This is a genomic window from Streptococcus taoyuanensis (assembly GCF_029589235.1).
GTDB classification, from domain to species: domain Bacteria; phylum Bacillota; class Bacilli; order Lactobacillales; family Streptococcaceae; genus Streptococcus; species Streptococcus taoyuanensis.
Map to the genome: position 1 here is coordinate 222,152 of NZ_JARQVW010000001.1, position 19,128 is coordinate 241,279.

The 19,128-nt window shown below is 42.1% G+C and carries 23 protein-coding genes and 1 other annotated feature; of the genes, 1 reads left to right on the plus strand and 22 read right to left on the minus strand.

Annotation, left to right across the window (positions count from 1 at the left end; genetic code table 11):
* Window positions 1-107 precede the first annotated feature (107 nt).
* From P5Y91_RS01065 to P5Y91_RS01110, 10 genes are all read right to left on the minus strand, one after another.
* Window positions 108-1,583 (minus strand): PTS galactitol transporter subunit IIC, encoded by a 1,476-nt coding sequence (locus P5Y91_RS01065; protein ID WP_049498245.1) that lies wholly within the window; start codon window positions 1,581-1,583, stop codon window positions 108-110.
* Between the two features lie 94 nt (window positions 1,584-1,677).
* Window positions 1,678-1,983: a PTS sugar transporter subunit IIB gene (locus tag P5Y91_RS01070; protein WP_003002828.1), complete on the minus strand. Its 306-nt coding sequence runs from the start codon at window positions 1,981-1,983 to the stop codon at window positions 1,678-1,680.
* A gap of 35 nt (window positions 1,984-2,018) precedes the next feature.
* The gene (locus P5Y91_RS01075) at window positions 2,019-2,495 is read right to left on the minus strand and encodes a PTS sugar transporter subunit IIA (protein WP_277838770.1); all 477 of its coding nucleotides are present in this window, start codon (window positions 2,493-2,495) and stop codon (window positions 2,019-2,021) included.
* Between the two features lie 342 nt (window positions 2,496-2,837).
* Window positions 2,838-3,584: a DeoR/GlpR family DNA-binding transcription regulator gene (locus tag P5Y91_RS01080; protein WP_061455169.1), complete on the minus strand. Its 747-nt coding sequence runs from the start codon at window positions 3,582-3,584 to the stop codon at window positions 2,838-2,840.
* Window positions 3,585-3,799: 215 nt separating this feature from the next.
* The gene (gene rpmA, locus P5Y91_RS01085) at window positions 3,800-4,093 is read right to left on the minus strand and encodes a 50S ribosomal protein L27 (protein WP_003002805.1); all 294 of its coding nucleotides are present in this window, start codon (window positions 4,091-4,093) and stop codon (window positions 3,800-3,802) included.
* Between the two features lie 17 nt (window positions 4,094-4,110).
* Window positions 4,111-4,455: a ribosomal-processing cysteine protease Prp gene (locus P5Y91_RS01090; RefSeq protein ID WP_003002581.1), complete on the minus strand. Its 345-nt coding sequence runs from the start codon at window positions 4,453-4,455 to the stop codon at window positions 4,111-4,113.
* A 15-nt stretch (window positions 4,456-4,470) separates the two neighbouring features.
* Window positions 4,471-4,785, minus strand: coding sequence for a 50S ribosomal protein L21 (rplU, locus tag P5Y91_RS01095; protein ID WP_003007734.1), 315 nt, complete (start codon window positions 4,783-4,785; stop codon window positions 4,471-4,473).
* Between the two features lie 33 nt (window positions 4,786-4,818).
* Window positions 4,819-4,906: a sequence feature (ribosomal protein L21 leader region), on the minus strand.
* A gap of 140 nt (window positions 4,907-5,046) precedes the next feature.
* Window positions 5,047-5,589, minus strand: coding sequence for a membrane lipoprotein lipid attachment site-containing protein (locus tag P5Y91_RS01100; protein WP_070594946.1), 543 nt, complete (start codon window positions 5,587-5,589; stop codon window positions 5,047-5,049).
* 52 nt (window positions 5,590-5,641) lie between these two features.
* On the minus strand, window positions 5,642-6,862 hold the full coding sequence (gene thiI, locus P5Y91_RS01105) for a tRNA uracil 4-sulfurtransferase ThiI (RefSeq protein ID WP_277838772.1): 1,221 nt from the start codon (window positions 6,860-6,862) through the stop codon (window positions 5,642-5,644).
* Between the two features lie 18 nt (window positions 6,863-6,880).
* Entirely contained in the window at window positions 6,881-8,023 is a 1,143-nt protein-coding gene (locus P5Y91_RS01110; protein WP_277838773.1) for a cysteine desulfurase family protein, read from the minus strand.
* A 192-nt stretch (window positions 8,024-8,215) separates the two neighbouring features.
* On the opposite strand from P5Y91_RS01110, the gene P5Y91_RS01115 reads away from it, so the two are divergent.
* Window positions 8,216-8,650 (plus strand): DUF6556 family protein, encoded by a 435-nt coding sequence (locus tag P5Y91_RS01115; protein WP_277838774.1) that lies wholly within the window; start codon window positions 8,216-8,218, stop codon window positions 8,648-8,650.
* A gap of 133 nt (window positions 8,651-8,783) precedes the next feature.
* Here the strand turns inward: P5Y91_RS01115 and P5Y91_RS01120 are convergent, their stop codons facing one another.
* From P5Y91_RS01120 to P5Y91_RS01175, 12 genes are all read right to left on the minus strand, one after another.
* Window positions 8,784-9,227 carry a hypothetical protein gene (locus P5Y91_RS01120; RefSeq protein ID WP_277838775.1) on the minus strand — a complete coding sequence of 148 codons (444 nt, stop codon included), beginning with the start codon at window positions 9,225-9,227 and terminating at the stop codon, window positions 8,784-8,786.
* Window positions 9,228-9,261: 34 nt separating this feature from the next.
* Window positions 9,262-9,699, minus strand: coding sequence for a lipoprotein BUG3 (locus tag P5Y91_RS01125; protein ID WP_277838776.1), 438 nt, complete (start codon window positions 9,697-9,699; stop codon window positions 9,262-9,264).
* A 31-nt stretch (window positions 9,700-9,730) separates the two neighbouring features.
* Window positions 9,731-10,192 (minus strand): hypothetical protein, encoded by a 462-nt coding sequence (locus tag P5Y91_RS01130; RefSeq protein WP_277838777.1) that lies wholly within the window; start codon window positions 10,190-10,192, stop codon window positions 9,731-9,733.
* Window positions 10,193-10,230: 38 nt separating this feature from the next.
* A complete protein-coding gene (locus tag P5Y91_RS01135; protein ID WP_049498235.1) occupies window positions 10,231-10,701 on the minus strand; it encodes a hypothetical protein in 471 nt (156 codons plus the stop codon).
* A gap of 120 nt (window positions 10,702-10,821) precedes the next feature.
* The gene (locus P5Y91_RS01140; protein WP_003016505.1) at window positions 10,822-11,892 is read right to left on the minus strand and encodes an ABC transporter substrate-binding protein; all 1,071 of its coding nucleotides are present in this window, start codon (window positions 11,890-11,892) and stop codon (window positions 10,822-10,824) included.
* Window positions 11,889-12,662, minus strand: a complete 774-nt coding sequence (locus P5Y91_RS01145; protein WP_003002847.1) for an ABC transporter permease — start codon at window positions 12,660-12,662, stop codon at window positions 11,889-11,891. Before P5Y91_RS01145 ends, P5Y91_RS01140 begins: the two co-directional genes overlap by 4 nt.
* Window positions 12,659-13,465: an ABC transporter permease gene (locus P5Y91_RS01150; RefSeq protein WP_003011144.1), complete on the minus strand. Its 807-nt coding sequence runs from the start codon at window positions 13,463-13,465 to the stop codon at window positions 12,659-12,661. Before P5Y91_RS01150 ends, P5Y91_RS01145 begins: the two co-directional genes overlap by 4 nt.
* Window positions 13,446-14,603: an ABC transporter ATP-binding protein gene (locus P5Y91_RS01155; protein ID WP_003002881.1), complete on the minus strand. Its 1,158-nt coding sequence runs from the start codon at window positions 14,601-14,603 to the stop codon at window positions 13,446-13,448. The genes P5Y91_RS01150 and P5Y91_RS01155 overlap by 20 nt, the downstream gene beginning before the upstream one ends.
* Before the next feature lie 207 nt (window positions 14,604-14,810).
* Complete coding sequence (gene murB, locus P5Y91_RS01160) at window positions 14,811-15,707, minus strand: UDP-N-acetylmuramate dehydrogenase (protein ID WP_277838779.1); 897 nt, start codon at window positions 15,705-15,707, stop codon at window positions 14,811-14,813.
* Window positions 15,708-15,825: 118 nt separating this feature from the next.
* Window positions 15,826-16,806 carry a hypothetical protein gene (locus tag P5Y91_RS01165; RefSeq protein ID WP_118228064.1) on the minus strand — a complete coding sequence of 327 codons (981 nt, stop codon included), beginning with the start codon at window positions 16,804-16,806 and terminating at the stop codon, window positions 15,826-15,828.
* Window positions 16,807-16,889: 83 nt separating this feature from the next.
* Window positions 16,890-17,756 (minus strand): homoserine kinase, encoded by an 867-nt coding sequence (gene thrB, locus P5Y91_RS01170; protein ID WP_118228063.1) that lies wholly within the window; start codon window positions 17,754-17,756, stop codon window positions 16,890-16,892.
* Window positions 17,757-17,758: 2 nt separating this feature from the next.
* Window positions 17,759-19,045, minus strand: coding sequence for a homoserine dehydrogenase (locus tag P5Y91_RS01175; RefSeq protein WP_049507335.1), 1,287 nt, complete (start codon window positions 19,043-19,045; stop codon window positions 17,759-17,761).
* Window positions 19,046-19,128 lie beyond the last annotated feature (83 nt).

A 19,128-nucleotide genomic window follows, 5' to 3' on the forward strand; every position in this document is an offset into this window, starting at 1 on the left:
TTCGAACGAAAGTCAACATTAAATTGTTTATTTTCGAACATTTTTTAAAAATAAAAACACCATATCTAGAAAAGATATGGTGTCAGTTTTCAAACTACATGGAACGATTATTTTGCATTTGCAGCATATTCTTCGTTACGTTTGATCATTTGTTTTCTGTACCAAGCGAAGATTCCGATATAGAATGCCAAGAAGACAACTACACCAAGGATAGCTTTGATATCACCAGTTGTTGCGTTACCGATTGTCCAACCGAGCAATTTTTCAACTGGTCCTTCAAGAGTTGAGTGAGTGATCAATTGAGTAGAAGCTACCCCTTTAGGGAAGGCATCAACACTCTTAGCCAATTGAGTTGCAAATGGTGCAATCAATGTACCTGAAAGAAGGAAGAGTGGCAAGAGAAGGCTTCCGAAGATGATCATACGGATCAATTTACCGCGTGTTACAACCAACAAGGCTGGAGTTACACCCATAGCGATGATCCCTGCAAGTGGCAAGATACCATTTCCGACTTTAGAAAGAAGCACTGCTTCGATCAACATGATTGGTGCAAGTACGTTGGCACAAGCCCAGATTTCAGCACGACCAGCGATAAATGGCCAGTCCAAACCGATGTTGAATTTACGTCCTTGAAGACGTTTAGTAGCAACGTTTGTAATACCTTGTGACAATGGTTCTACTGCTGCGATGAACCAAGAACCGATCAATGAGAACAATTCCAAGCAGACACCGGCAGTCAAACCAAGGCTCAACCAACCTTTAATAACCAATTCCCATTTGTCAGCATCTTGCACACCAGCAACTGGATGTGGAGTACCCATGATACCGATGACGATACCAAGAAGGAAACCGATAAAGAATTTAGATCCCCAGAAACCGATCTTCTTGTTCAATTTAGCAGCGTCGAAGTCGTATTTATCAAGACCTGGGAAGAATTTGTCAAAGATTTTATCCAAGACCATGATAATTGGGTTCATCATGTAGTTCATGTGAGTAGATGTCATTGGTGATGAACTTGGTGCATTCAACAAATCATCAAATGTTGGTTTCATCAAGTCTGAGTTGATGATTTTCATAACCCCTACAAGGACAACGGCAAGAGTTGCAACGAAAAGTGAAACTCCTTGGCTGACACCGTTGTTGTCAGCATACCATTTGATCAAAAGACCAGTGATAGACAAGTGCCAGATATCGAAGATATCGACGTCAAGTGTATCAGTTTTCTTGATCGCAAGCATGATAACGTTGACGATCAACATAATCAACAAGAAGTAAAGTGTCCAGGCAGACCCCCAAGTGATGGTCGCAAGAGGTGCCCAACCAACGTCTGTGATATTCAATTGAATACCAGTGTTCTCAACGAATTTTGCAAGAGACGCTGAGAAAGCTCCATTCAACATACCGATGATGGCACCGATACCAGTAAGGGCGATGGCAAGTTTAATACCACCTTCAAGAGCTTTAGAGAATTTCACTCCAAACAAGAGAGCCAATAAAGTCAAGACGATCAACATGATGATCGGAGCACCCATGTCTAGGATGGGTTTGAAAAACTTATTGGCAAAATCAATAATGCCATTCATAATAAATCCTCCCGATTTATAATTTGTTATATTAGACTTTAATCGTTCCCAATTTTATCATTGGATAACGCTTACAAACTGTTTTAAAAAAATATTAACTTAATCCATGTTCTTTAATGGCAGCTTCGATGTTATCAAAGACTGGCGCACTCATCGCTGGAATACGGAATAAAATTGGTCCTGCTTCTACCACTGGAATACCAGGATCGAATCCCAAATCAGTTGCAGCAATTGGAGTAAAGATATCATAACCTGAAATCAAATCTTCATTGACATCTTTGACCATGACAGCGTCACAACGCACATCATAACCACGGTTTGACAACTCTTCTTCCAACGCATTCTTAATTTGGTGGCTAGAGTTAACACCTGCACCACAGGCAGCTAAAATTTTAATCATTTGGATGTCCTCCATTATAAATATTTACGAATGTTTTAGGAAATAGTTTCCGTAATGTATTGATAAAGCTTATCTTCACTATCTAATTTTGATAGAGCTTCGAGATTTCCATTGGATGTAAAGAAATCCATCAGCTGGGCCAAAATATTGGTTTGGCTAGAGCTTGAATTGTTGATAATGAAGAATAAAAGCGAAACTTGAACTTCCTTATCTGGAGCAATCATATTATGGAAGGTTACGGGTTGATCCAAACGAACCACGACCACATTCTCAGTGAGATTATGGAGAATGTCTGTGTGCGGGATCGCCACATTTGGTAAGTCTTTACCAAGAAATTCCATGTCTAATCCAGTCGGGAAAGACTTTTCACGCTCAATCAAAGCGGAACGATAGGTTGGTGTCACAATCTGTCGCTCTTCCAATAAGCTTGCTACCTGCTCAAAGAGATCTGTTTGATCCTTGGCATGTAGGCAAAATACAAGATCTTTGTTAAAGAGTTGATTTAATCCCATTGTTGCCACCTCCTTATCTAACTATTTATTTATAGCTTCAGTATATCACTATATTGATTGATTGTCAATCATTTTTTGTCGTATTTTGTTTATTTTTGTTTATATTCCTCTTTAAAGCGCTTCCTAACCGTCATTTTCTAACATTATTAAAAAAGTAAAAAGAGAGTGGGACAGAAATCGGAAATTCGTTAGAATTCGATTTCGTCGTCCCACCTCCGCACAGTTGAGTAGGGCTGTAAAAGCTGATGAAATCAGCGTAGTAGAGCCCACTCAACCACTGCGTCTTACTCGACAATCCAAAAATAATCGAGAGGCTAGGACTTTTGTCCCAGCCTCTTGATCTTAAATGATTTTCGTATAAAAGCCATATTTGTCTTTGATCTTCTTTGGAATACTATCATCGGTAATAATGGCATTCAGATCTTCCACACGATAGAAACTGTAGAAGGAATAACTATCAAACTTGCTGTTATCGGCTACCACATATTTCTCTATTGCATTGTTCAGAATAATGGCATTGCCATTTCCTTCTTCTTCATTAGCTGTGGAGACACTATGGCCATCGATTCCATTGACTCCGATGAAGGCTTTAGAAACCTTGATTTCTTTCAAGAGTTTATTGGCAAATTGACCGACAAAGGTTTGTGTCTTTACCCGGTAGCGACCACCAACTAAGATCAAGTCATAATTCGGGAAATCCTTGAGCTTCTCAAAAATAGGCAGGGAGTTGGTGACGATGCTAATTTCTTTCCCTTCCAAATAATCTCCGATAAAGTCTGTTGTTGTACCAGAGCCAATAAAGACGGTATCCCCATTTTCGATCAAGTCTGCACATTTTTTGGCAATGGATCGTTTCTCATCAATATTGATCAGATTTTTCTCACTGTGAGAAGCTTCTAATAAGCTATCTTTGACTTTTTTGTGGGCCCCACCATGTACGCGAACTAAAAGACCTTGTTTTTCAAGATCGATCAGATCTCGACGAATAGTCATGTCTGTCACCCCAAAAAGTTCCTTGAGCTCTTTGACCGATACCACACTTTTTCGATCCAGTTCCTGAAGAATTTCAACATGTCTGCTATCTTTCATGGTACTACTTCCATTCCTACTATATTTGTCTCTATTATACTACATTTTTCAAAAAACACAAATTCAAACATTATATTAACAAGAGTAAACATGATCTTTTTAAATAAATAAAAGAAAAAAAGCCTTCCGTCAATCCGGAAAGCTTTGATTTATGCTATTTCTAGCTTCCTCACCTTTGGATCAAGGCTCGGGATAAAAAGGTTAAGGAAACCTTTTTATTTTGCGATTGGGTAAACAGAAACTTGTTTTTTATCGCGACCTTTACGTTCGAAGCGTACTACGCCTTCAACTTTTGCGAACAAAGTATCGTCTCCACCACGTCCAACGTTCACACCTGGGTAGATGTGAGTACCGCGTTGACGGTAAAGGATAGATCCACCTGTTACAGTTTGTCCATCAGCTGCTTTAGCTCCAAGACGTTTTGCTTGTGAATCACGTCCGTTTGATGTAGAACCTCCACCTTTTTTGTGGGCGAAAAGTTGCAAGTTAGCAAGATTCAATTTCAACATAATTGTTTTCCTCCATGTTAGTTTTCTGTGATAACTCTTGTTTGGACGAACTCCGATGAGTTCTCCGATAAGTTTGCCATCCCTAAGAAAAATGATTCAAAGAATAGTTGGGTCATTTCTCTTTGATGTGGTGGAATATCCGTCGGGATCGTCACCCGCAGGAAGCCACCTTCTTCTTCGTTTAATTCTAGATCCGGTTCGTAGCCTGCAAATTTCTCAACAGAGTTGACAAAGTTAATGGCTAGAGTCGAAACCGATGCACACACGACATCAAAGCCGTATTCACCGCTTCCAGCGTGCCCAGTGATTTCTGCACTCCTCAGCTCGCCATCTTCGGCTCGTTCAAAGACTGCTTGTATCATGTGTTCTCCTAAAAATTAAGCGTTGATAGCGTTGATGACAACTTTAGTGTAAGGTTGACGGTGACCTTGTTTACGGTGGCTACCTTTTTTAGGTTTGTACTTGTAAGTAACAACTTTCTTTTGTTTTCCTTGTTTTTCAACAGTTCCAACAACAGTAGCTCCTGAAACAAGTGGAGTTCCGACAACAGTGTTTTCACCACCAACAAGAACAACTTCGTTAAATGTAACTTCTTGACCAGCTTCAACGTTCAATTTTTCAACGTAGACTGCTTGACCAACTTCAACTTTAACTTGTTTTCCGCCAGTTTTAATGATTGCGTATGTGCTCATTATGCACCTCCTATGTATTTTTGGGTTTCCCCGTATTTTGTGAAGACTCGCCTAGCATCGTGGGACGAACCACTTACTCTCATGGAAATGAGCGACGATGTTCGAGCGGTTGCACAGGCATGTGCATAGTCAACTCTCTTAGTATATCACTTCTATCAGACAATGACAAGTATTTTTGCGCTTTGAAAACGAATTTCTTTTATAAAATGGATGATTTTGTATCTTTTATGTTAAGATCACTTGTCAGTCCGACTTCTTCATCTACTTATCCTTAAATTTAAAGTCATTGAAACTCATTTTGGCTTTAGACGAATCATTCATGCTCTTCATTTTTTCTTCTTGTTCCTTGGTGATTTTGATAGGAATGGCTGCAGCCGTATTAGGTTTCAACACCCCTGATTCGCTCACTTCATAGTCCACTGTGACATCTTTAAAAAGTGGCTCTCCATCATATTCCAAATTTAGAACAAAGGATCCATCACGATCAATGGTTGTGGTGGTACGATTCACGATAAAGAACAAGGCGAAGCGGTTTTCCTCATTTCCAAAGGTATAGCCTGGGAAAAAGACAAATAATTTTCCAGGTTCTCCAAGCGTTGGATGTTCCTTGATAAATTTCTCAGAGGCTTCCAAGACTTCGTTGTCCTGATCTTTGTACTGGTCGGCTCTGACAAATGTGAGGGGTTCTTTTTTACTGCTGGTTGACTGGCTGGTCTTTTCTTCTTTTTTCGGACCAGTAAATGATACTTTGACGCAGCCTGTCAACAGAAGCAAACTTGTCATTAAAACGATAATTTTTTTCATCTTGTCTCCTTTAAGTTGGTTAGAAAAAGAGGCTGGATACTCCCAGTCTCTCCTATAGCAAATTCTCGATCAGGTCATCGACCTCATCTTTTTCTGCTTTTGGTGTGATCTCTGTTACGATGATGCCTGCTACCGCACGCTCAACCAAAGCTTCCACATCCATCCGTTGCTCATACTGCTCTGCATTTTTGAGTTTTGGATTGGTCTTTGGACGATCCGGTGCAAAGATGGTACAACAATCTTCGAATGGCTGGATAGAGATTTCAAAGGTATCAATGGCTTGGGCAATATCGATGATTTCCAATTTGTCCATGGTCACTACCGGACGAATAACCGGCGTATTGGTTACTGCATTGATGGCCTGCATACTCTCTAAGGTTTGGCTAGCCACTTGTCCCAAACTTTCACCATTGATAATCACCAAACCACCGCGAACCTCGCGAATGCGGTCTGTAATGCGCATCATAAAGCGACGGGTCAAAGTCATGAGGTAAGCTTCTGGTGCTTTTGCCTTGATTTCCTCTTGGATCTCTGTGAAGGGCACCTCGATAAATTGGATATTTCCCCCAAACTTGGTCAACTTCCGTGTTAAATCATGGGCTTTTTTAAGAGCACCTGGGCTGGTATAAGGCGGGCTAGCAAAGTGAACTGCCTCGATATCCACTCCACGCTTCAAGGCTAGGTAACCAGCTACTGGAGAGTCGATCCCACCAGAAAGCATGAGCATGCCCTTGCCAGACGTACCAACAGGAAGGCCACCAGCTCCCTTAATGGTTTCATATGAAATATAGGCTGCTTCTTCTCGGATTTCAACCTGCAAGTTGATATCTGGTTTTTTCATCTGAGCTTGGATAGTTGGGATCGCTTCAAAGACCGCACCTCCCAAGGTTTGATTGAGCTCGCGACTATCGAGTTCAAAGGTATGGTCACTGCGCTTACTTGAGATTTTAAAGGTCAAGCCGTCCTTGTAAATCTCCTTCATGATCTCTTGCACTGCCGCTTTTAAGGCTGGTACTGATTTATCAATCTTGTAAACGGGTGAAAAATTTTGGATTCCAAAAACCTGCTTGAGGGATTCGGCTACTGGCTCATAATCCGTCCCATGAAGATAAGCATGCGCTCGATCACGGTCGGCTGTCACTTTGACAGCTGGATAGATAGATAAAACATCTTGGATATTATTGCGAAGTTTATTGATAAAACGCATACGGTTCTTTCCTTTAGTAGAAAGCTCTCCATAGCGAATCATAATTTCTGAATAGGTTAAGGTCATGTTGATTTCCTTCTAAAATTAACGTACTTTTCGTGTTTGCTCGTAAATCAGTTTGAACTTGGTTAAGAATTGCTCGACTTGGCTCATGTCGTTTTCAAGATCGAGACTCAAGCGAACAGCTGTCTGTGCGATACTCTTATCCACTCCCATAGCAATCAAGGTTCCAGCTGGCTTACCAGCTTTGGACGAGCAAGCACTGGTTGTCGAGATGTAAATATCAAACTCTTCAAAGGCATGGACCACTACTTCTCCACGAACTCCCTTGATCCCGAAAGTCAAGATGTGAGGCGCAAAGTGATCCTCACCAGAAAAGATGGTGACATCTGGATAGTTGGCCAATTCTTTGCGGATGACTTCTTTCATCTGCTGGGTCTTGTTGGCAAAAGCTTCTTGGTTTTCCATAGCTAAGCGTAGGGCTTTTGCTGTTGCTGCGATTCCTGCCACATTCTCAGTTGTCGAGCGCATTTCTTTTTCTTGGCCCCCACCTGATAATAGAGGGGTGATCTTTTTGCCTTCTTTGATATAGACAAAACCTACTCCACGAAGGCCATGGAATTTGTGACTAGAGAAGGTCGCAAAGTCCACGCGCTCTGGTAGATAAACTTCTGTTGCTACCTTTGCCAAGGCTTGAACCGCATCGACATGGAAACTAATCGTTGGGCGATCTTCCAGAAGAGCCGCGATGTCATGGATGGGCTGGATGGAGCCAATCTCATTATTGACGGCCATGACAGAGACCAAGGTCGTATCTGGACGGAGTAGGTTAGCCAAGGCATCCACCTTGACAAAGCCACGCGCATCCACTGGAGCATAATCCACTTCGAATCCCTGCGTCTTTAACCAAGCAGCCGATTCCTTGATGGCAGGATGCTCGATGTCAGAGACAATGATATGCTTGCCATAAGGAGCTTTCTCAAATGCGACACCCTTGAGGATCCAGTTGTCTCCTTCTGTCCCACCAGACGTGAAGTAAATTTCCTCAGCTTTCTTGCCAATTAGCTCCGCAATTTGTTTCCGAGAAGCTTCCAAAATACGAGTAGCTTGACTACCTAGATTGTGCAAACTAGAAGGGTTGCCCCAGATCCGAGTCGCTACTTCTGTATAAGTCGCAAGGGCTTCTGGATAGGGTTTAGTCGTTGCTGAATTGTCAAAATAGATCATGTCCTACGCATCCATCACTTTCTTTTTACGTAACTTCTATTTTATCATTTCTAACCGCTTGGGACAAGGATTTGATAAAGAGAGATGTGGCAAAATCACTCTATAAAATTCAGTTCTTTTTAGACATTTTTCAGAAAATGACTTATAATAGGAAAGTGTTAAAAAACAATTTTTGATAGAAAGAGAATGAACATGTCACAATATTCAAGAAGTAACAAAAACCAAAAACCTGAGGAAAAAGTAGATTCAAGACCATCTCGCGGTGAGAAAGTCAAACAAGGGTTGTCCGTATTTCAAACCGTTGTAGCTACGATTGCCAGTCTCCTAGGGATTATCGTCACTTCCTTTACCATCATGAGTCTGCTCAATAAAGACAATCAAAAGACAGAAGACAAACCCTCTAGTAGCACCAGCGTCGTCGTGGTTCATGATAAGGGATCTGACTCAAGCGCTACCAATACAGATGCTAACACCAATACGCAAACCGATTCAAGCAATACAGATGCTAGTTCACAAAAAGAAACCGATAGCTCATCTGCTACAGAAACCAGTTCGTCTGCCGCACAAGACCAAGGCTCCACAGCAACAGACAGTGGCGCAGATACAGCATCATCTGGAACCAACTAAAAAATCAGTAAGGACAACCTTACTGATTTTTTTTGGCTTTCGATTCCAGCTTTTTCTGATTTTTATAGAAAGCATCTATCTCGTTGTCATACTCCCATTTGAGCTTTGAACGCTCTTCCTAGATTTGATCCAATTATTCAAATAATCTACCCCCTACTCTAATGTCGGATCCTATATACATCTCATCTAGATTCAATGTATTGTCCTCATTAATTGGGATATCTACTCCCCAACTCGATTCTTCAATATGATTTATACCTCCATAAACATTCATATAATATTCAGGAGTTGTAAGCCCACCATCACTCCATTGTGTCTGATCCCAATCAATCTGAACGGATTCGACTTTTGAATTTTGTGCTTTGACTAAATCAATAACCTCCTGTTCGTGTTCTTTTAGGTAGTCCAGTTGTTCTTTTTTTATGTCTCCTTCTGGCTTTTGTACGACTTTCTTTGAAGATGGGGTCGTTATCTTCTGTTCGGGTCTTTTGGTCAGGGTCATGATTTTTCCTCCAAGAAAAACCAGTCCTAGGATCGGTAACAAAATGATCAAAAATAGTTCCATTTGTCTCTTCATAAATCCTCCTTACAGGCTTTGAATCTTCCAGTTCTTACTCAATATAATCACCCTTAATACTAATATTATAGCCCATACTGAAAGTCATCTTTTGATCAGAATCAAATACAGCATCCACCCTCCATCCTGAATCTTCTAGCTGATTGACGGTACCAAAAATTTCTATGACCTCATCTCCACCTTGTGGTGTCCCATTTCCACCCTCAATCCATTGCGTTTCGTCCCAATAAATTTGAACAGATTCAATCTTTGAACTCTTCGATTTCACAAAATTGACTATTTCTTGCTCGTGCTCTTTGAGATAAGCGAGCCGTTTTTGTTTGATCACTTCTCTATCTTCTTTAGCGGAGGAAGAGGTGGCAGTTTGTGCTTGTTTCGTATGAGCTTTTTGCTTTACAGTACAACCTCCAATGCTTGTGAAAATTAGCATTAAAGCTATTAACTTAAGGGTACATTTCATTTTACTTTTCATGTTTCCTCATAACACTTATACTTCTATTTACTTAGGAAAAAATTTTCCAGCCACCATTTTCCTCGATATAGATATCATTTAACATCCCCATTTTTTTGATAGTTGGTATGCTATTTTGATCTTCTAGGTAAAAATCAACGGAGAATTTTGTGTTTTTTAATTGATTAATTTTACCAGAAATAGATAAATTGTATCCACCACCCTGAGGTGTTCCATTCCCAGACTCTTCAATTTGCATACTGTTCCAATCAATCTGAACGGATTCGACTTTTGGATTTTGAGCTTTCACAAAATCAACAATTTCTTTTTCGTGTTCTTTCAGATAGGCGAGCTGTTTTTGTTTAATGGTTTCTTTGTCCTCTTTTGTAGTTGAAGAGGTGACAGTTTGCGCTTGTTTCGTTTGCTCTTTTGATTTTATAGTGCATCCTTCGATACTAAATAAAGCAATTATCGATGTTACTGTTAGCAAAATAATTTTAGTATGTTTCTTCATAATTTATCCTTAAATTTCAACATAGATCAAAAGAACTACTACTCCAATATTTCTTCACCGATGGTTATATGGTTAAATATGGAAATTTTTTTCAAATCGATTGAATCATCATCATTAATCGGCATAGAGGCACTCCATCCTGAATCTTCAATATGATTCACTGTTCCATAAACTTCAATAGAATAATCAGGAAACAAGAAACCTCCATCACTCCATCTCACATCAGTCCAATCAATCTGAACTGACTCAATTTTTGAATTTTGAGCCCTCACATAATCAACGATTTCTTGCTCGTGTTCCTTGAGAAATGCGATTTGCTCTTTTTTTATTTCTTCTTCTGATTTTTGTACGACTTTCTTTGAGGATGAAGCCGTTACCTTCTGTTCGGGTCTTTTGGTCAGATTCATGATTTTTCCTCCTAGAAAAACCAGTCCTAGGATCGGTAACAGAATAATCAAAAAAAGTTCCAGTCGTCTTTTCATTTTTTCTTCTCCAATCCTTCCTTTCATGACTGAATGGGCCAGTCACTTTCCTTACTATTATAGCATCTTTCATTTGAATCTCAATCTAACTCACTAGTTAGAGACTATATGCAGCAATCAAAAAGGAACCCTGAGGTTCCTTTTGTGTTATTTTCGATACATCTTGACCTGAAGGTAAAGATCGTTATAGACTCCAAGCAATTTCTTGCCTAATTGTTGATAGACTTCCAAATGGTCCAGCGTTTCATCGCTTGGATAGAAGGATTGGTCATCTTGGATTTCTTTTGGCAACATGGCTTTGGCTTTTTTATTTGGCGTTGAGTAGCCGACATAAAGAGCATTTTTCAAAGCATTTTTAGGACGAAGCATGAAGTTAATAAAGGCATATGCTGCTTCTTTATTTTTCACGGTTTTTGGAATGACAATGTTATCAAACCAAAGGTTGCTGGCTTCAGTTGGGACGACATAGCGAAGATCCTTATTGGCTTCGAGCATTTGGCTGGCTTCTCCTGAGAAGGTAACCCCAATAGCCGCATTGTTTTGGATCATATAGCCTTTCATCTCATCAGCAACCAAAGCTTTGATGTTTGGCGTCAAGGTGTAGAGTTTATCTACTGCCTCTTGCAATTTCTTTGGATCCTTTTCATTGAGGCTATAGCCCAAGGTATTGAGACCAATTCCCATGACCTCACGCGCACCATCGTACATCATGATGTCATTTCTGTACTCTTCACGCCAGAGATCTGACCAATGTTCAGGAGCATTTTTGACCATCTTGGTATTGTAGATAATCCCCAAGGTACCCCAGAAGTAAGGGACTGAATATTGGTTGCCCGGATCAAACGATTGGTTCAAGAGTTTTGGATCGATATTTTCCATCCCTTTGATCTTGGATTGGTCCAACTTTTCAACCAGATGCTCATCCATCATCTTAGCAATCATGTATTCACTAGGAATCGCAATATCGTAAGTGGTTCCACCTTGCTTGATCTTGGTGTACATGGCTTCGTTGGAATCAAAGGTATCATATTGCACCTGAATCCCTGTCTCTTTTGTAAATTCCTTGAGCAATTCCGGATCGATATAATCTCCCCAGTTGTAGATGACCAGCTTGTCACTATTCTTGGTATTCATGCTCGCTTCGATCTGGTGGCTAATTCCCCAGAGGACCAGAATGACAAGGACAATCCCAGTTAGGAATGAATAAAGTTTTTTCATGCTGCTTCCTCCTTTTCACGGGTGATAAAGTAATAACCGATGACCAAGAGCACACTAAAGAGAAAGACAAGGGCGGACAAGGCATTGATACTGAGGGAAATCCCTTGACGCGCACGTGAGTAGATCTCTACAGACAAGGTTGTAAAGCCATTTCCGGTTACAAAGAAGGTCACGGCGAAGTCATCAAGAGAATAGGTAAAGGCCATAAAGTAGCCCGCAATGATGGCTGGTGTCAGATACGGCAACATGATCTCTTTGAGCATTTGCACTTGAGTAGCTCCCAAGTCATAGGCCGCATTGACCATATCCCGGTTCATTTCCTTGAGTCGTGGCAAGACCATCAAGACCACAATGGGAATCGAGAAGGCCACGTGGCTAGCCAGAACAGATAGGAAACCTAGCTGGTACTTCACCGTCGTAAAGAGAATCAAGAAGCTGGCCCCAATCATAACGTCTGGTGCTACCATGAGAATGTTGTTGATGGAGAGCAATGGTCCTTCTAACTTTTTCTTGGATTGGTAAATATAAATGGCTCCAAAGGTTCCAATCACTGTCGCAATCAAGGCTGACAAGAAGGCCAAGAGGAAGGTCTCTGATAAGATCAGCATCAGGCGACTATCTGCGAACAATTCATTGAAATGCTCAAGCGTGAAGCCCGTGAAGGCATTCATATCTCCCCCTTTATTGAAGGCATAAAAGATCAAATAGAAGATGGGAAGATAGAGGATCAGAAAGACGAAGCCTAGATAGAAATGGGATACTTTTTTCATCGTTCTCTCCTTTCTCTAGTTGCCCACATGGTAAAGAGCATAGCAAGGATCAGAACAACTCCGATGGTAGAACCCATTCCCCAGTTTTGTGTTGTTAGGAAGTGCTGTTCAATCGCAGTCCCTAAGGTAATGACGCGGTTTCCACCGATCATCCGTGTCAACATGAAGAGGCTCAGACTAGGAATAAAGACAGATTGTACACCTGAGCGGACTCCATTCATGGACAAGGGGAAGACCACATGACGGAAGGTATCCCAACGATTGGCTCCCAAATCATAGCTGGCATTGATCAAGTTTGGATCTAAGTCATCTAAGACATTAAAGATCGGCAAAATCATAAAAGGCAACTCGATGTAGCTAGCTACAAAGATAAAGGAGAAATCGGTAAAGAGGATCTGCTGGGGAGCGACTCCGAGAAAGCTTAAAAAGCTATTGATGGAGCCGTTTTGACCAAAAATTCCTATAAAGGCATAGGCCTTGAGCAAGAGATTGACCCAGGTTGGCAAGACGATCAACATCAACCACAACTGCCGGTGTTTGAGAAGCGTCAAAAAGTAAGCAGTCGGGTAGGAGATCAAGAGCGTCACCAGGGTGACGATTCCGGCATAAAGGACCGAATTAAAGCTCATCTTTAAATAGGTCAAATTTTGCGAAGTAAAGAACTCTTTGTAGTTTTCAAGTGAAAACTGCCCTTCAACGTTAAAAAACGATTGAAAGATGATCATGACTACAGGAGCCAAGACAAAGAGAAAAATCCACAAGAAATAGGGGAGGATAAATAGATTAGAGGTTGTTTTCTTCATCTCTTTCCTCCTCAATGGCATTAATCAAACCAGCTTCTTGCTCTTCCACTTCAACGTACTCTTCGATCCGCGCATCGAATTCTTCTTCGGTTTCATTGAGACGCATAACGTGGATATCTTCTGGTTCAAAGTCTAGCCCGATGACTTCTCCCACGATGGCCTTCCGAGTGGAGTGAATCATCCACTCATTTCCCAAATCATCATAGGCGATGATCTCGTAATGCACACCACGGAAGAGCTGGGTGTCCACCTTCACTTGGAGCTTGCCTTCTTCAGGAAGAGTGATTTGCAAGTCTTCAGGACGAATAACGACTTCAACTGGTTCATTTGGACGCATCCCACCATCGACGGCTTCAAAGCGTTTGCCATTGAACTCAACCAAGTAGTCCTCGATCATGCGACCATCTAGAATGTTGGACTCCCCGATAAAGGTAGCTACAAAGTGGTTGATCGGTTCATCATAGATATCTACTGGTGTACCAGATTGGACGATCTCCCCTTCATTCATGACAAAGATCCAGTCACTCATGGCAAGGGCTTCTTCTTGGTCGTGGGTAACAAAGACAAAAGTAATCCCCAAACGTTGTTGCAATTCCCGCAACTCATACTGCATGTCTGTCCGAAGTTTCAAGTCAAGTGCAGACAAGGGCTCATCTAAAAGGACCACTCGTGGTTCATTGATAATAGCCCGGGCAATAGCTACCCGCTGGCGTTGACCACCAGATAATTTTTGGATCGAGCGTTTTTCAAATCCAGCTAACTGGACCATTTTCAAGACTTCTGAAACCCGACGTTCGATCTCAGCCTTATCCACCTTTTTCAAACGAAGGGGAAAAGCCACATTTTCAAAGACCGTCATATGTGGAAACAGGGCATAGGACTGAAAGACGGTGTGGACGTCCCGTTTGTTGGTAGGGACATCATTGATCCGTTCCCCATCAAGGTAGACATCTCCAGTCGTCGCATCCAAAAGACCGGCAATGATATTCAGGATGGTCGATTTTCCAGATCCAGATGCACCAAGCAGGGTATAGAACTTCCCTTCTTCCAATTCAAAATTGATATCCTTTAGGACAACGGTTCCGCTATCTTCAAAGACCTTTGAAACATTTTTAAACTCAATAATTGGTTTTTTCAATTCACATAAATTCCTTCTTTACTGCGATTACCAAACTGCTTTTCATACGAAAATGCAGCGGCTGACAGGAAGACCTGTCAGACCACCAATACCTCTCGGGGACTTACTAGACTGCCCCACCTATTTACGGTATCGATAGGCACTCACCCCCTCTCCGACTGATGCTATCGATGGTTCACTATCAATTGTTCTTCAATACTAACGTTCTTAGGATTGGCCGATAATGCGAACTTCTGGTTCTAAACGGACGCCTGAGTGAGCTTCTACTGCCTCAATGACATGGGCGATTAGGTCTTCGTAGTCCTTAGCTGTTCCATTGTCGACATTGACCATAAAGCCGGCATGCTTTTCAGACACTTCAACACCACCGATTCGATAGCCTTTTAGACCTGCTTCGCTGATCAATTGACCTGCAAAATGGCCAACAGGACGCTTAAAGACGGATCCACAAGAAGGGTATTCAAGGGGTTGTTTCAACTGACGAAGATGGGTCAACCGATCCATCTCCTGTTTAATTTGCTCGTGATTGCCTGGTGACAAAGCAAATTTGGCAGAGATGACGATAGAACCTGTCTCTTGAATCTTAGAATGGCGGTAGCCAAAAGCTAGTTCACTCGCTGACAGAGTTTCGATCTCCCCATCTTTGGTCAAGACCTTACAGGATACTAGGACATGCGCGATCTCTCCTCCATAGGCTCCCGCATTCATAAAGACTGCGCCACCGACACTGCCTGGAATGCCACTAGCAAACTCGAAGCCTTTCAAACTATGGTGCAAGGCCACATGGGTGGTGTCGATGAGTTTAGCTCCTGCCTCTGCTTCGATCACATAACCATCCACACTGATGTCACGCAAGCGATCAAACATAATGACAAATCCCGGAATGCCCCCATCTCGGACAATGATATTGGACGCATTGCCCAGGACCATCCATGGGATTTGCTCTTGGTTAGCAAATTGGACGATGCGCTTTAATTCGTATTGGTTGCGAGGGAAGGCTAAAAATTCAGCATTCCCACCTACCTTTGTGAAGGTATAATGTTTTAAGGGTTCTTGAAAACGGATATCAATCCCTTCAAGAATTTGATTCATTTTTTCATTCATCTTTCTGTCTGTTCTCTCTCTATAAAAATACAAACTATTATACCAAATTTTTGACTATTTTTCGACCCTAAAAAACAAAAGAAGACCTATAATATTCAGGCCTTCCTTTTATCATTCACTATGCAATTTTACGAGCGATAGTACGATTCTTCTGTCCATCCAGAGCTGATTTGACCGAAATCCAAGCACCACCAAGAGTGAAGACAGCTAAGAGTCCTAGATTCAAGTAAAATTTATCTGGGACGTCCCCTGAGAATGTCGCTTCATTGAGAAGCGTCCAGGTCATACCAAATGGCAAATCCAGTTCACTCATGAGCGCCAAAGTATAATCTAATTGGTTGACCAAAAAGACCGTCAAGACCATCAAAATAGCTGAAACTACCACGCCTTTTTTAGTCAATTTCTTACCAAGGATCTCATAACCTTTGATAGTACAATAACCGAGGGCAGCCCCTGCTAAAACAGATACATAGCCAAGACGCGCTACTAAGAGGGCAACTGCTCCACCGATGATCACACCAATCACAGCACCTACAATCCCTAAAAGGAAGTTTTCTTCCCGCGCTTCATAAGCCTCAACTGTATCTTGCACTTCGGCTTGGTAGGCTCTAAAGGTTTCATCGTCGATTAAAAAGATCGCATCTCCAATTTGATACAGACCAATTGGTCCTTCCTCACCCGTTTGCGCATTCACTTGCACAAATTGGTGGTTGAGCAAGAAATCAACAATATCTTGGATAGCTGTCCATAAGGTTTCGACAGCCTTCCCTTTGGTCATTCCACCTTTGACGACGATCGAGGTCAAGTAACCATCAGAAGAGATGGCATTAATGGCTTTTGATTGTTCTTTTAATTCATTCCAAAGAATTTCACTATCTTCGATCAAGTCTCCTTCGGAACCTTGTTTCACACTGAGTGAAATGGTAAATACATTCTTGGTTTGAGCGCCTTCAATGACTAACAAGAAGCCTTCACGCTCTCCATACATCACACGGGCTTCGCCATCAAATTGCAGACCAAGATCGGTAGCAATACTATATAAATATTCTGGTTTCATGTTTCCCCCTAGATTTTCGGGAAAGCTTGAACTTTTCCCCATACAATTCCCATTCTACCATAGAAGAAGCAAAAAGGACATATACATTCGTATACATCCTTCTTTCATTTGTGTTACATTGAGGTTTATTTCTCAACACGAACGCCAAATGTGTCGATTTTAAGTTGGAAAATCTGACCATCTAGCCCGAGTTCTTCGAGAGCTGCGACAAAGGCTGCTGTATGCTCTGGCGCTAAGAGGTTCATGATCGTTGGGCCTGCTCCTGACAGATAGGTAGCGTAAGCCCCATGCGCATGCGCTACTTCTTTGACCTGAGGGAACTCTTTGACAAGAGATTGACGGTAGCGTTCGTGGAAATGATCTGACTCGATGGAGCGACCAGCCGTCAGCAAATCTCCCTTGAGGAGAGCTGCGATAGCGACATTGGCTACGCTACTAGCTGCAACAGCTTCCTTATAAGACCATTCTTTCGGTAGGACATTTCGACTATCACTGGTCTTCAATTGGTAGCTCGGTACAAAGGCCACAAGGTCACAGCTTGGGAAGTCAGCAGTGACATATTGGACATCTTCACCGATGTAGCTCGCAATGACCATATTCCCAAAGATAGCTGGAGCTACATTATCCGGATGACCTTCGATCTCGGTCGCGATGCGTAATTTCTCAGCATCTGATAGCTGGAGGTTAGCTAATTGGTTGGCCAATTCAATCCCTGCGACAATGACCGAGCTAGAAGATCCAAGACCACGCGCCAAAGGCACTTCACTAGTCATCTTGACCCGATGGGGTTGCATATCCGTTGAGATAGAAAGAGCTGTTGAGAGCAAGAGGTTTTTCTCATCTGTCGGAATCCCTGCTCCTAGATCATGCTCAATGAACCAAGCATCAGCTGGTTCAAGGACTTCAATGGTCAAATAGCGAGTCACGGCAATCCCAACCGAATCAAATCCTGGCCCTACATTGGCACTGGTTGCTGGAACAATAATTTTCATGCTTATTCTCCCAAGACTTTAAAGGTATTCAAGAGTTCGAAATTCGCCTCTGAATCCAATTTTTCAACCAAGTTCTTGAATTGTGTTTGGTTGACTTGGTGGGTAATGATGACGACACTTGCATAGTGACCATCTGAGTCTTCTTGGAGGATTTGCTTGAAGGAAGCTCCTTCTGCATTAAAGATTTCCGCAAGACGCAAGATTTGACCAGTCGCATCTGGTGCCTTGATTGAGAAGTAATAATTGTTCTTCACGTCTTCTGGCTTAGCCAATTGAAGAGGACGGCTGTATTCATTGAAGGCTTTACCGATCGTTCCTTCTTTTAGTCGACGGACAATGCGAACGAGGTCGGCTACGACACTGGTCGCAGTTGGTTTTTGACCAGCACCTGGTCCGTAGTACATAGACTCCCCAATACCGATGGATTCCACATAGACCGCATTCATAACGTCGTTCACTCCTGCGAGTGGATGTTGTTTTGGAAGGAAGGTTGGTGTCACTTCTGCTGCGATCCCTGACTCTGTTTCAACGATAGAGCCGACAAGCTTGATGACATAGCCAAGGCTTTGAGCAACTGAGACATCTTGAGGAGTGATTTGGCTGATTCCTTTGTGACCTACCTGGTCAAATTGGATATTCATTCCAAAAGCGAACTGGCTCAAGATCACCATCTTGTAAGCAGCATCAATTCCTTCAACGTCGTTGGTTGGATCACTTTCAGCGTAACCAAGACGTTGCGCTTCTGCTAAAGCATCCTCATAAGTCCAGCCTTCTTCGACCATTTTAGTCATCATGAAGTTAGAGGTTCCATTGACCACACCGAGCACTTTGGTCACCTTGTCTGAGGCCAAAGAATTCACCAAGGTCCGAAGGATTGGGATCCCACCAGCTACGGCAGCTTCGTAATAAAGGGCCACTTTGTGTTTTTGAGCAATCTCTAGCAACTCGCTTCCATGAACGGCAAGAAGGTCTTTGTTAGCAGAAACTACGTGCTTGCCTGCTTCCAGGGCACGGGTGATAAAGGTTTTCGCTGGCTCGATACGACCCATCAACTCGACCACGATGGCAATGTCCTTGTCTTCAATGATCTCATCGACATTGGTCACAAAGTTGTAGTTGTGACCAGCCGCTTGCAAGCTTTCCTTTTCAGCATCATCTCGAACCAAGACCTTAGCGATCTCGATTTCATCTTGAGCTGCCTGGGTGATTTTTTCATGGTTTTCTTTTAATAAAAATGGTACGCCACTTGCAACAGTACCAAATCCTAGTAAGGCAATCTTAACAGACATCCTATTGACTCCTTGAATTTTCTATAGTAGCTCCATTATAACAAAAACTTGAGCGTTTGACAGCCAATTGCCTTAAAAATTCT